The sequence below is a fragment of the Prevotella sp. AM23-5 genome (assembly GCF_003473645.1).
Classification (GTDB): domain Bacteria; phylum Bacteroidota; class Bacteroidia; order Bacteroidales; family Bacteroidaceae; genus Prevotella; species Prevotella copri_A.
On record NZ_QUCG01000080.1, the window covers coordinates 1 to 14,202 of the forward strand.

Below are 14,202 nucleotides of genomic sequence, written 5' to 3' on the forward strand. Positions count from 1 at the left end.
GGTGACAACTTTTTCACGTATAAGACATAGAAAAAGAGAAAAAGTCTGCCTTTTCCTTGGTTATTCATTAGAAAAAGTGTATCTTTGTTCCGTTATTCATTAGAAAAAGTGTGAAAAACTTCCATGTATTCGTCAGAAAAAATGTGAGAATCTACAGATATTCGTCAGAAAAAATGTGAAGTTTATACGATTATTCATCATAAAAAGTGTAAATCATGGAAAGAAGCATCTATAATAAACTCGTTGAATGGAAGAACAAGCGAAATCATAAACCTCTGATTCTCAACGGAGCAAGACAAGTAGGCAAGACCTATATCCTGCAAGAATTCGGAAAAAGAGAATATAAAAAGCTTGCATTCTTCAGTCTCGACAGAAATCAGAAGGCAGCAGAAGTGTTTGAAAAAGGAGGCACAACTGCTGATATACTGATGGCACTCTCCGCCATCAGCCAGGTAGATATTACCCCCAACGATACCCTTATGGTACTCGATGAGATACAGGATTGTCCCAAAGCATTAGAAGCTTTAAAGTTCTTTTGCGAGGATGCTCCTGATATTCATATCATCGTGGCAGGATCCCTGCTGGGAATATCACTCCATAGCGGGGTGTCATATCCAGTAGGAAAAGTAGAAGAGCTGCGCCTCTACCCGATGAACTTCATCGAATTCCTCGATGCCATGGGAAAAGCGAAACTGGCAAGCATCTTGAAAGAAGGAAATTGGAACGTCATCAATTTACTGGAAACAGAATTGATCAGCCTGCTGCGACAATATTATTATGTAGGAGGAATGCCAGCCGCCGTACTCGCCCATGTAGAGCAGAAGGGACTGCAGGAAGTCCGTTCCATCCAAAAGCAGATTATACAAGACTATCGCCGAGATTTCTCGAAGCACGCACCAGATAGAGAAGTGCCTCGCATTAATATGGTGTGGGACAGTATCCCTGCCCAACTTGCCAAAGAGAACAAGAAGTTTATCTATGGAGCCGTGAAGAAAAGTGCCAGAGCCGCAGATTTCGAACTGGCCATCCAATGGCTGATAGATGCAGGACTGGCATATAAGGTTCAGAGAGTCAATACCCCACGCCTCCCTTTCAAATTCTATGAAGACCTGAACGCCTTCAAACTCTTCATGCTCGATGTGGGACTGATGGGAGCGATGGCAGAGACTTCAGCAGAATCGATGTTGGTAGGAGATGGCATTTTCTCTGAATATAAAGGAGCCTTCACGGAATTATATGTCTTCACCCAGTTGAAGAGCCAGGATATTTCATTATACTATCATGCTGTGGATAACTCCACAATAGAGATTGATTTCCTAGCCCAATGGCACGACCGGGTTATACCGATTGAAGTAAAGGCAGAGGTGAACGTCAAGGCCAAATCTCTCAGAACATTCATCACCAACAATCCGCACCTGAAGGGACTCCGCTACTCCATGCTTCCCTATAAGGATCAAGATTGGATGATCAACGTTCCGCTCTATGCCTGCCTGACATCATTTGATAAATTACCTGGTATCATTTGACAAATCATCTGGTTGTCATTTAATAAAAGCTTCGATTCTGACATTTCCGTCAGAATCGAAGCTCAAGCCAATCATCAAACTTCACGTTCTGGAAGGTGTGGATGCCCAGCTTCTCGGCAGCCTCACAGTTTTCCTTCAGGTCATCGATGAAGAGGGTTTCGTCGGGATGGATGTTCGCCTGCCTGATTACCTCCTCATAGATGCGGGCATTAGGCTTTGCCAGATGCATTCTCTGAGAGAGGAAGCAGTGCTCGAAATAATCCTCTACCCCATAATCCTGATACGGGAAAAGATGCTCCACACAATAATCCCAGTGAATATCAATGGTATTACTCAAGAGGAAGAGGCGATAGCCAGCCTTCTTCAACTGCAGGAGTCGCTCCTTTTTGTAATCAGGAATCACCACCAGCATCTTGTTGGCAGCATCGATGATCTCTTCATTCGTCACATCAGTCCCTGTCAACTTACGGGCTGCTTCACAGAATTCTTCGGTGGTAATCATTCCCATACCCAGCTTGCTCATCAGCTTCATCCCCTCACTCTGAGGATTTGAATCAACCAATTCCCCCATTCCTATCGCCTTGAAAGCCCCGATGCATCCTTCCGGATTGAGCTTCACCAAGACATTACCTAAATCGAATATGATATTCTTGTATTGCATAATCTATATCTTATTTTGAATCACACATTTAATCTTTAATCAGATACTTACTGCAAAAGTACAGTAAATTTGGGAGAGAACAAATGATTTTGGGAAGGAATGCCGGGAATATAACATTTATTAGTAAAAGAGAATCTTCCCCATCATCCCTATGTAAACAATATTCTCAAGAAAGGAAATCAGGCAAAAACACTCGGAAAATGGGGAAAGAAGAGATTGAGAATTTTCCCTTAAGGGTTTTTATTTTTTTCCTTAAGGGAAAATAGTTTTTTCCTTAAGGGAAATGATTTTTTCTCTTAAGATATTTTCCAGTCACGTTTAAATTGTAAAGTAAAAATAACAATCTAAAAAACAGTTGTCACTTTTTTACTTTATTTCTCTTTTGGATAATGAAAAACAGAAAAGCCACTTATTGCCACGCCTAATACAACTCATTTCCAACGAGTTATACCAGAGCGTGGTAACAGTGGCATTAATTATTCAAAATCAGCTTGTTGTTTCTCAACTTCCTTGAGTTTTTCCTTGCTGCTTTGCATGTTAGTATTGCCTTGCAGGCGCATACGGACACCATTCCGAGGAATGGCATTCATCTCTTTCTCACTTCCAATCAACGGATATTCTGGTTTTACACTTTCCAGTTCGATGTATCCATCTACAGGAGTCGTTTTTCCCTGCCAGACCACAGAGGCTTTCACCTTGATTTTGCCGGCAGTAGTGGTACTTTGAATCAGTACAGGAGCCGTACCCCATTTCACTTCCACAGGATTGGAGAAAGATTCCTGATCACCCACAATCCTACCCTCTCCTTCGATAGAAAACAGAATGTGCTCATTATTGAGTCGCTTGATGTTACCCTGGTCATCGGCTATGGCAGCCACAACGGTTACCATATCAGAGCCATCGGCATGAAGCGAAGTACCTTCGTTATCTACCCAAAGCTTGATTCTGCTAGGTCGGCGGGTAGGCTTCACCTGATGAGTAGCCACCAGTTTGCCCTCTACATATCCCTGAGCCAGCAGATAGGAATCAGACTGCTTGTTTAGACGAGACAGTTCCTTATCATCCATCACATGGAATACATCCTTGAAGGTAATGATCGGTGAAGGTATTCCCACCTGGTTCTTAGCCTTGGCATAGGTATATACCTTACCACCTTTATTATAGGTAAGAGTAACCGAGTCGCAGTTGCTATAGATGGTTACATCAGCCGGAGAGAACGGAGTCATGGCATTGGCGATATAAACCATAGGACCGCTGTCTGCGATAAGCGAAGGATTCTTCTGGTTAGGACGCTGCGACATAAACATATAGTATGAATACTTCGGCTGTCGGAAGTTGTCCATGATTCCTCCATAGAAAGGATCCGGATGATAACCTCTCTGATGGTCGAACGAATGCCACAGGCATCCTCCCACATGCTGTCGGGTGGTACGATACAAGGCATCATAGCAGGTATATTGATAATCCGGCTTGCCATAACCCTTTGCCTGAACCAGCATAGGGTACTCACCCCAAGACCGGCTTGCACGACTAGGAGAATTATGAGAATTCCAGTCGTCCACGTTATCACCCCATTCTCTGGTAAAGTAGTTCTTCTTTGGATCCACCTTATCTGAGCTCAAAGCCCATGTAGGATCACCCGACAGAGGATGAGTAAACTGAATGTTGTAATATTCACTTCCCTTTGCCGTAGCATCACAGGCTGTATAGCAGTATGGATATGGATATTCCTCGTGTACGATACCCTTCACCTTCTTGGCAAAATCGTCAGGATACCAGGTCTCGTTGAGGATAGGTTCCCAAAGCCATACGCTCGGACGATTTCGGTCTCTTCTTACAATGTTTCTGATATCATTATACACATAGTTAGCGAAGCTAGGTTCCGGATTCCAGAACTGCCATCCCGGGGTATTTTCGATCACAAACAGTCCCAGTTCATCACAAGCATCCATAAAGGCAGGGTCTTGCGGATAATGAGCATTTCTGATGACACGCAGTCCGGTATCTTTCAGTTTCTTGGCATCTCTCCAATGCAGACTGTTAGACAGGGCATTGCCGACAATGGCAAAATCCTGGTGGCGATTGGCTCCAATCAATGGTTCAGGATAAGGTTTGCCATTGAGCCAGAAGCCATCGCCAGCCTTAAACTCTAAACTTCTGATACCTATTCTTATATAATATCCATCAACTATCTTGTTCTGCTGATTCTTAACATAGATATTGAGACGATAGAGGTATGGGTGATCAGGTGTCCAGAGCTGAACAGCCTTGATGGCAGCCTTGGTTGATAACGTTGTGGATTTCTGGCGTGAGATGCTGGTATTCAGCTTCTTACTCCAAACCGTCTTCTGATTGGCATCCTGCAGTTCATACACCAGGGACCCCTTGAAATTACTGCCTGCGATATTCTTCAGCATCGTCTTGATGTTGATTTCTGACAACTCCTCAGAAACCTTGCCGTAAGATACAAAGACACCACCGCCGGCTATATGATTTTCTTCGTTGGCATCGGTAATGAATACCTTGTTGGTCTTGATAAGCCAGCAATCTCTATAAATGCCACCAGCATAGGTAAAGTCGAGCACATCCTGCGCCTTTCCTGGAGGATAAGAAGGATCATCGCTGTTATCTGCCATCACGGTAATGACATTATCCTCTCCATACTTCAGTATATTGGATACATCAACGATGACAGGCAGGAAACCTCCAAAATGCTGCTTCATCAGCTTTCCGTTCACCCATACCTTGGATTTACCCATGATGGCCTCAAAGTAGAGCACCAGTCGCTGACCCTTCCAGGCAGCATCAGCATTGAAATGTTTTCTGTACCATACTTCTCCCTGATAATTCACACAGCCACTAGCCTCCATCGGGAGTTTTTCTATGCCATCAGGCAAAGAAGTCAACTTCCAGGAACTGTCATCGAAACTAACATTCTCAGCTCCATCCACATGTCCTTTATGCATTCTCCATGCAGGGTTCATAGAGTAGGCATTTCTTCCGGTACCGGCAATCTCGAAGAAGCCAGCCGTAGAGAAATGCGGCTGATAGGCAGCTGCAGCATAAGTCAGAAAAGCAAAGAATGCTACAAATAAGGTTAATAATATTTTCTTCATGCACTTTTCTTTTTAAAAAGGTAGCCACTATGATATTACCATATCGTGGCTACCTTAAAACCTATATTATCTATGATTATTTACCAACCTTCACTTGGTGTGCAAAGAGTATTGGTAGCAATTTCCTTTGATGGAATAGGATAATAGTAATACTTGTTCGTATCTCCTACTTTTCCTGTTTCCAACTGTTTATATCTCACATCGCTGCAAGTCTTGATTCGCTCATCCAGCAATCCCCATCGACGCAGGTCGTAGAAGCGCTCACCCTCCACGAAGAATTCAATAGCCTTCTGATGCTCCAGATCCTTGAAGATCTCAGTCTGGTTCATCGCTCCACTGTAATCATTCAGGTTTGCACGACGGCGAATCTGATTGATATACTCCACAGCCTTGTTCAAATCCTGCTTGGTAGAGCTATAGAGATAGCATTCTGCCAACTGGAGCAAGACCTCAGCATAGCGGATGGCACGCTCGTTGATGCAAGACATTGGTGGATCAGCTTCCTCTTCAGCCGTATTCCAATTCTGATACTTCAGGATCCAGGTAGTATTCCATCTGTCTTTCTCAAATTTCTCACGGAACGGCTTCAGATAATAAGTACATCCAGGATAATCCCAAGCTGCAGAGACTCGTGCACGATAGTCGTAATTGCCATCCTTGTCCAATTCCTGCTTGAAGATATCCATCATCTGCTTGCTAGGCGTAGCCTCATACCAGCCGGCAGCCTCAGGAGCCGCATATTCCTTAGGACGGGTATTGGTCTGAGTGGAGTTGTTGTTCTCACCATTTCCCCACAAGTCGGTACCACCCAACTTATCAATCAGAAGTTCAAAAATGCTTTCAGCATTATTCTCATGCACATCATCGAAGTTCCAGCCAAAGTCATCTACCAACTGATAAGTATATGGCGACTTGGTCAGCGGCTCCAGCACTTCAATGGCCTTGTCATACTCCTTCTCGTAAAGATAAATCTTTCCCACAGTAGCCAAGGCAGCTCCCTTGGTAGGTTTTCCTATGACCTCATTTTTCAGAGGAAGTAATTTGGCAGCTTCGGTCAGATCCTGTATCGCCTGAGCCCATACTTCTTCTTGAGAAGACTTAGCCAGCGGGAAGGTTGAAGGAGACTGAGACGCAGTGAGTCGCAGAGGTACATCCTTAAACTCTTTAGCCAACTGGAACAGATAGAAGCCTCGGATAAAGAGACATTCACCCTTAGCCTTCTTGATATAGGCATCAGAAAGGATGTCCTTCTTCTCCTCCAACTTCTGCATGATGGAGTTGGTGCGGTACAGGGCATTGTAGAACTGATAGAACATACCCTGCACCAGGGAATTACCTGTAGAATTGGTAAAATTCTGAGCCTGATATACCTCACTGAGGTCATTTCTGAAATCCACTTCATCGGCTCTGGCTATACGCAACATCACACCACGAGTGCCATAATATCCTCCGTTAAGAGCATTCTTAAGAGGAGTGTAGCATGAGGTAAGTGCCAACTCAAAATCAGCCTCATTCTTCCAGAAGGTTGCTTCTGTAGCATGATTTGGATTCACCTGGTCGAGTTTGCTGTCGCAGGAAGTGTACACCAGGCACATACTTCCTATCAAACCGCCAATTATATATGTTTTAACATGTTTCATTGTTTCAATTTTTAAAAGATTGACTTTAAACGTTAGAATGTAAGATTTACTCCAAACATAAAGGTTCTGTTAGTTGGATGAATGAAATCATCGAAACCACGCTCATATACACTATATGAGTTGACATCAGGACCATATCCTGTGTAACCTGTAATGGTAAAGAGATTATCCACACTGGCATAGACACGTGCCTTCTGGAAGAAGCCCAGCAGGCAGTTCTCCGGCAGGGTATAACCCAACTGAACAGTTCTCAATCTCAGATAGTCACCCTTCTCCAGGAATCTGTCTGACTCAGAACGGGCGTTGCGGTTAGGATCATTCCATACCAATCTTGGTGTCTTGGCATTGTGGTTAGACTCTGTCCAATGATTCAACACGGTTGAGAGATAGTTGGTACCACGGGTTACATCCTCCAATTCCAGTCGGGTAGCATTGTATATCTTGTTACCGATGACACCCTGGATGGTGAACGAGAAGTCAAAGTTCTTGTAATTGACACTTCCATTCAGAGAATAGGTAAACTTAGGGAACGGACTACCACTATATACACGGTCTTCATCATTGATTATACCGTCATTGTTCATATCCTTGAATCGGATATCACCCGGTTCCGCACTTGGCTGAATCAACTTGCCATCCTTGGAATGAGCCTGTACATCTGCCTGACTGTTGAAATAGCCGTCGCATGGAATCAGCCAGAATCCAGCGATAGGATAACCTGCCAGGGTCTTGGTAGTATAAGTACCTCCAGCAACAACACCACCGGTAATGAACTGAGATTCAGAACCCATGGCAACCACCTCATTCTTATTGAACGAACCGATGGCATTTACGCTGTAAGAGAAATCCTTGTCAAGACGATCGTTCCAGCCCAGGTTGAACTCAAAGCCCTTGTTTCTGATCTTACCCGCATTCTTCACAGGGTCGTTGGCTCCACCGGTAGAGATAGGAATAGGCACCGACAAGAGGATATCCTTGGTATTCTTTACATAGTAATCCATCGTGAGACTCAATCTATTGTTCAATGCCATCAGGTCGATACCGACATTGGTCATGGAAGTAGATTCCCACTTGATATCAGGATTGGCAAAGAACTTAGGGAATGCACCCTGCAAGAGTTCACCTCTACCATTAGGATAGTTGATACCGGTTGTTACGGTAGAAGAATACTGGTAATTGGAGATTTCCTGATTACCCAATTCTCCATATCCTGCTCTCAGCTTCAACTGGTCGAGCCAGTCAACATGGTCCTTGACAAACTTTTCCTCGGCAATATTCCAACCTACTGATACCGAAGGGAAGTTTCCATAACGATTACCTTTGGCAAACTTGGAAGAGCCATCACGACGCATCGTCATCGTAATCAGGTATCTGTCCTGATAAGAATAGAAGATACGCCCCAAGATGGAAGTCAATACCGAGCGAGAAGAGTTGCCCGATGTTCCTATTCCACTGACGGCAGCATCCAACTCCCAGATACCGGTTGTCATACCCTGACCCCATCCACTCAAGTATCTATACTTGGAATCCTGATAAGAATAACCAGCCAGCAGAGAAATCTTATGAGCACCAAACTGTTTATCGAAAGTAAGGAGATGTTCCATCAGGAGACTTCTTGAACGTGACTGCTGTTCGGTTGCCTGAGTGATACCGTTTTTGTCCAATCCGAAATCGAAAAGTCCCTTATTCTCATTATGACGATAGAACTGGAAATTAGGAGTAAAGTTCATCTTGTACTTCAATCCCTTGATCGGCTCAACAGAGAAATATACATTGGCATAAATCTTTGCGTTATCGTTCTTACGTAGCAGGATATTATCATCACAGAGACCCAATGGATGATGAAGGTTAACAACATCACCATACAGTCCACCAAATCCGCCGACACGTTCACTGTCATATTTAGACAAAGTAGGAATAGACTGCAAGGTATGTCCTACCATTCCGCCTCGGATACCACCAAACATAGGTTTATCCTTATCATACTCCAACATGATATTGGTACCCACATTTACGATTCCCTTCTTGTAATCCACCTTGCTCTGCATAGTGTAACGCTGGAAATTGGTTCCCTTCAATACACCATCCTGATTCGTATAGCCGAAACTGTTATAATAGGTAGAATATTTGCCACCGCCTTGAACCGAAAGATTGTAATTTTGCATCAAAGCAGGATTGAACATAATATCCTGCCAGTCATTATCCTCTTTGGAAGCCAGATCGAGCGCCATATCCAGCGGTTTCAAACCAGAAGCAGCTCTGGATTCCGTGGTAACAGCCGCCCACTCTGATGCGTTCAGAACATCCAGATATTTGGTAGGAGCACTGACACCAATGTTAGCAGAAACATTTACAGTTGGAACGCCCTCGGTATTACTGCCGCTCTTGGTTGTAATGATGATAACACCATTGGCTGCTCGCGAACCATAGATGGCTGCAGAAGAAGCATCCTTCAGCACATCGATACTCTGAATGTCGGAAGGATTGATATGATCAATACCCGACATATACATGCCATCAACAATGTATAATGGAGAGGCATTGTTAAGAGTACCAATACCTCTGACCATTATACGAGATCCTGAACCAGGCTGTCCACCCTGAGAAACGATGTCAACACCTGCTATCTTACCTTGAAGAGCTTGTCCTATCGTTGAGTTACTTTGCGTATTTAATTTCGTAGCATCTACATTAGCCACCGAACCAGTAAGATCAGCTTTTCTCTGAGTACCATATCCGATGACAACAAGCTCATTGAGGGTCTTGCTGTCTTCAAGCAATATGATATTCTTCAATGAAGTAGCATTAGCTACCACTTCCTGACTTTTATAACCTACGTATGAAATCACCAAGGTAGCACCTTGAGGAACATCAGTAAGGGTATAATTGCCATCTAAATCGGTGACCGAGCCATTAGAAGTCCCTTTAACCACCACGCTGGCGCCAATAATAGCCTCACCAGCATTATCAAATATCTTTCCTGAAACTTTAGGAAAAGTTTTAGAGCTTTGCTGAACAGCTTGCGTCACCAATAAAGGGGAAGCTGCAGCTTTACATACCAGCGCCTGACTCAAAAGGGTCATGGCAAGGCATGATATGAAAACGGTCTTCTGTTTCATTGTCCTTGGTTTATTAAGTTAATAATTTTAGATTTGACGGGTGCAAAGTTACAGACTTCTCCGAAATGAAGTCTGACCAAAACGGACAAAAAGATACCGCATTTTAGACACATGACGGTCTAAAATGCGGTATCTTACTATAAGTCAGAGATATAACCAATTCAACTTTGTGAAAACTGTTTCGGAGTCATACCAAATTCTGCCTGAAAACATTTTATGAAATACGACATATTGCTATATCCCACCATATACATAATCTCGGTAACCGTGTAACGGGGATCCTTCATCAGAAATGCCGCTTTCTTCATTCTTATCTTTTTTATATAGGCTATCGGAGTCATACCGGTTATCTGCTTCATCTTGCGATAGAGCTGTTTCTGATTGTATCCCAGCTTATCGGCAAGCAAAGTGACATTGAAGTCTTCATCTTCCATATTTTCTTCGATTACGGCAGTAAGTTTTTCCATAAATTTCTCATCTTGGTCTTCGGGTTTCGAAGTTATTTCAAACTGTGGCGAACCAATGGCAGCAATCTTGGCTTCTTTCTCCAACGCCATTTTCTTATCTATCAGGCGAGCCACCTGCAAGAGAATCTTATCCAGGCTGAATGGCTTGGCAAGGAAGATATCCACACCGAGCTTGATACTCTGCATCTCGGTATTCTGATCATCCTTGGCAGTGAGCATCAGGATTGGAATATTGGCTGTGGCTTGTTGATGTTTCAAGGCTCTTACCAACTGGAATCCATTCATCACAGGCATCATCTGGTCTGCGATAATCAGGCTAGGATGGTATTTCATTATCTTCTCCAAACCAGCCTTTCCGTCAAAGGCAGCAATACAGTTATACTGTTCCGAGAGCGCTTCTCTTAAAACAGATACAATCTCCCTATTATCATCGACAATAATGACGGTATATTTACTAGGATCAAGATCCCTTTCTTCATCCACCATCTCACTTAGGATGGCATTCTTTCCATAGAGAGGTAAGGTGATTGTAAAGAGGGTAGTTTCACGGGAAGTCAATTCAATCTTACCTCCATGCATCTCTACATATTTCTTTACAAGAAACAGTCCAATACCACTGCCTTCATTTTTCGGATTCTGATTATCACCCTGATAGAAACGCACAAATATCATCTTGGCATCTTTATCCGGGATACCTCTTCCATTATCTTCTACACTAATCAACAGCTGGTCATCCTCCTGCCGGACGGTCACATCAATAATACCCGTATTGTTTTTCACAAACTTGATGGCATTGGAAATGAGATTGGTGATGGCAGACTGCATTTTCAATGTATCCATATTCATCCATATCTCCTGATTGGCAGAATGGAAATTGAGCTGGATGTTTCTTTCTACAGCTACAGAAGCAAACGACTCTAGGCAGTTGCACACCAGAGCATTCATATCTATATGCGAGCGGATGATAGAATTATCATCCTTGAAATCATCATTCTTGAATTCCAGCACCTTATGAATAAGCTGATTGAGCTGCAAGGCATTCTTCTGGATACCGGTCAACGATTTCTGCAAGGCAGCATTCTGCTGGGTAGCTCGGATAAGCGTGCTCAATGGGGCAATGATCAGACTGAGCGGCGTCTTCAGCTCATGCGACATATTGATGAAGAACTCATTTTTCTGTCGCAACAATTCCATCGACCGTTCTTTCTCGTGCCGTTTCATAACAGCCAGATTGCGTCTTCTATACCAGGCAAAGATAAAGATGATGATGGCAATGGCTATCAATATATAGATGAAGATAGCTGTAGTGCAGGCATACCAAGGGCTAGGTACTATAATATAATAAGTACTGATTTTGGCATTCTTATCAACGGCAGGATTGGTTGAGCTTAAACTCAACTTATAAGTACCTCCGGAAATATGAGCAAACGCCAGCTCATTGCTTCCCTCCTTAAGCGACTGCCAGGCATCATCATCACCTAATTTATAATAGATGGTGACTTTCTGATGCGGAGCATATTGCAAAGTAGATAACTCGAAAGTGATATACTCTCGGGATTTCAACTGAATCTTCTCGGTCTGAGCAGGAAGCAAGATGCGTTCCTTATCAATATTACTATATACGCTAGTAACATACACAGGGCTGCTTTCTCTTCTTGTCTTGATGTTACAGGTAGAAAAGCCATTTTCTCCTCCCCATATAATCTGATGAGACTGAGGCAGATATATTCCAGACAGACACATATTATCAGGCTTATCGTAGTATGTTATCTCATCGGTCTGAGTATTGATAACGAAGATGCCTTCAGAGCAGGAAAGCCAAAGATTCTGGTTTTCCTTGACAAAGGCTAAGATGGGACCATCAGATATATTAGCTTCGAAAGTCTTCAGCTGGTTCGTACGCTGATCATATTTCATAATTTTTCCATTCTGTGAAGACAGCCACAAGGCATGATTGCAGAATTCAGCTACTTGGTATTGCTCATAGATGTGCTGTTCCTTACCCGTAACAAGGTTTTTCCTTATTATGTGATTATTGGCACATAGCCATACCTCTCCCTTATCGCCAGGAATAATCTGGCGAATACCATTGAGACCTTTCAGCTTTGCCATTTCCGGAGTTTGCTCCTTATCTATATAAGTACGATTGGCGCTGTTGAGTAATTTTTTCTTATTTACAACAAATAAACCAGCAGAGTAAGAAGCCACCCACAAATTATCTTGCGAATCTTCGTAAATGGCGTATGCCCACTTGGCTGTTTTTCCCTGACGGTTAATTATTTTATAATATTCAAATTGTTGTGTAACCGGATTGTACCTGGCTATACTGGCATCAGTGGCAATCCATATATCATGTTCAGAATCTTCATAAATCTTGCGGATTTTATTGTGATGCAAATGATATTTTTGATTGGCAGTATTATAGCAGGTTGCCTCAACCGGCTTCCTTTGCAAGAAGAGTTTTAAAAGTCCATTTTCACCACCCAGCCAAAGATTGCCATGACTATCCATCAACATTTCTGTAAAGTTATTACCATAATCATTATGGGTAAACTCATAGATATGATGATAGTTGTACCAGGTAGAATACTCCATAATGGTAACTCCATTATCGGTGGCAAGCCATACATTGCCATCTCTATCTATCATAAGATTTAAGATGACATTGTTACAGATGGACTGATGATACACATTATATACCAAAGAATGCTGTTGGTGAGTTGTCATATTATAAATGCAGAGTCCGGCATCAGTACCCACTATCAGATTATCGTGTTTATCCAGAGCTAACGATTTGCAAACACTGCCAGATAAGATATTGCTTACTTCAGCCTTATCCTGTAGCGGCCGGTATAGGCACATCTGCCCCTCCATTCCTACAAGAAGACTCTGGTCTTGCGGATGCCATAACAGAGAGATTACATATTTATCAGCAGTTGGCAGAGATATTCTCCGGGTATGATTATCGGTCATATTCACGGCAAACAAGCCCTCTATAGAACCAACATACATCGTTTTACCAACTGGACATAAGGTACATATACTAACAAGCCTGATACCAGGACTTACAATTTGCTGTATCTTTTTTGTTTTCAGATTATATTTCCATAATCCTTCTGCCATAGTTCCAATCCAAAGATCATCACCATGAATAAGCATGGTTCTTACCGATTTTATCCTATTCAAAGGCTTGGATACTGGTTCTGACTGACCATTTGTTGTATTAAGATAGCTCAGTCCACCCAATGTTCCCACTATCAGGTGATTGTCATCAGGTTGTGCTATGCTCATAATGATACTTTCTGCTGGCAATCTAGTTGACTCAGTCATATACAAGGTAGGTTTATAGCCATCATATCTACAGATTCCATGATATGTTCCTATCCATATCATGCCTTTTCTATCCTGGAACACCGTAGTCGTAGCATGAGATGAATAAGGCAGCTTTACGGTTTTGAAGATATTGTAAGGCAACGAGTTGCTGGGCATAAAGATATTGTCTGCCATGCCAACAGGAAGCATAAATATCAGGAACAGTATGATTGTTAGTAATTTTTCTTTCATTTTAAATTATCCGACTAATAGGTTATTATTATTGACTACAAAGTTAATCAAAACCGCGTATTCCGTCACAATTTTTAATATTTATCCTTAATTCCGCAACACTATAATT

General features: G+C 42.7%; 6 protein-coding genes. 1 reads left to right on the forward strand and 5 read right to left on the reverse strand.

The genetic code is table 11. The annotated features are described in order from the left end of the window. Positions 1 to 215 precede the first annotated feature (215 nt). Positions 216 to 1,526: an ATP-binding protein gene (locus tag DW657_RS14670; protein ID WP_118313197.1), complete on the forward strand. Its 1,311-nt coding sequence runs from the start codon at positions 216 to 218 to the stop codon at positions 1,524 to 1,526. 49 nt (positions 1,527 to 1,575) lie between these two features. On the opposite strand, the gene DW657_RS14675 is transcribed toward DW657_RS14670, so the two are convergent. From DW657_RS14675 to DW657_RS14695, 5 genes are all read right to left on the reverse strand, one after another. After that, a complete protein-coding gene (locus DW657_RS14675) occupies positions 1,576 to 2,187 on the reverse strand; it encodes an HAD family phosphatase (RefSeq protein ID WP_233547112.1) in 612 nt (203 codons plus the stop codon). Between the two features lie 476 nt (positions 2,188 to 2,663). After that, positions 2,664 to 5,303, reverse strand: a complete 2,640-nt coding sequence (locus tag DW657_RS14680) for a glycoside hydrolase family 2 TIM barrel-domain containing protein (RefSeq protein ID WP_118313199.1) — start codon at positions 5,301 to 5,303, stop codon at positions 2,664 to 2,666. Positions 5,304 to 5,383: 80 nt separating this feature from the next. Further along, positions 5,384 to 6,943: a RagB/SusD family nutrient uptake outer membrane protein gene (locus DW657_RS14685; RefSeq protein WP_118313200.1), complete on the reverse strand. Its 1,560-nt coding sequence runs from the start codon at positions 6,941 to 6,943 to the stop codon at positions 5,384 to 5,386. Between the two features lie 32 nt (positions 6,944 to 6,975). Further along, positions 6,976 to 10,062, reverse strand: coding sequence for a TonB-dependent receptor (locus DW657_RS14690; RefSeq protein WP_118313201.1), 3,087 nt, complete (start codon positions 10,060 to 10,062; stop codon positions 6,976 to 6,978). 161 nt (positions 10,063 to 10,223) lie between these two features. Further along, positions 10,224 to 14,093 carry an ATP-binding protein gene (locus DW657_RS14695; protein WP_118313202.1) on the reverse strand — a complete coding sequence of 1,290 codons (3,870 nt, stop codon included), beginning with the start codon at positions 14,091 to 14,093 and terminating at the stop codon, positions 10,224 to 10,226. Between the last annotated feature and the right edge of the window lie 109 nt (positions 14,094 to 14,202).

Excerpts from the sequence above, each read along its gene's own strand:
- DW657_RS14670 (WP_118313197.1), top strand. The coding sequence starts at position 216 with ATGGAAAGAAGCATCTATAATAAACTCGTTGAATGGAAGAACAAGCGA.
- DW657_RS14675 (WP_233547112.1), bottom strand. The coding sequence starts at position 2,187 with ATGCAATACAAGAATATCATATTCGATTTAGGTAATGTCTTGGTGAAG.
- DW657_RS14680 (WP_118313199.1), bottom strand. The coding sequence starts at position 5,303 with ATGAAGAAAATATTATTAACCTTATTTGTAGCATTCTTTGCTTTTCTG.
- DW657_RS14685 (WP_118313200.1), bottom strand. The coding sequence starts at position 6,943 with ATGAAACATGTTAAAACATATATAATTGGCGGTTTGATAGGAAGTATG.
- DW657_RS14690 (WP_118313201.1), bottom strand. The coding sequence starts at position 10,062 with ATGAAACAGAAGACCGTTTTCATATCATGCCTTGCCATGACCCTTTTG.
- DW657_RS14695 (WP_118313202.1), bottom strand. The coding sequence starts at position 14,093 with ATGAAAGAAAAATTACTAACAATCATACTGTTCCTGATATTTATGCTT.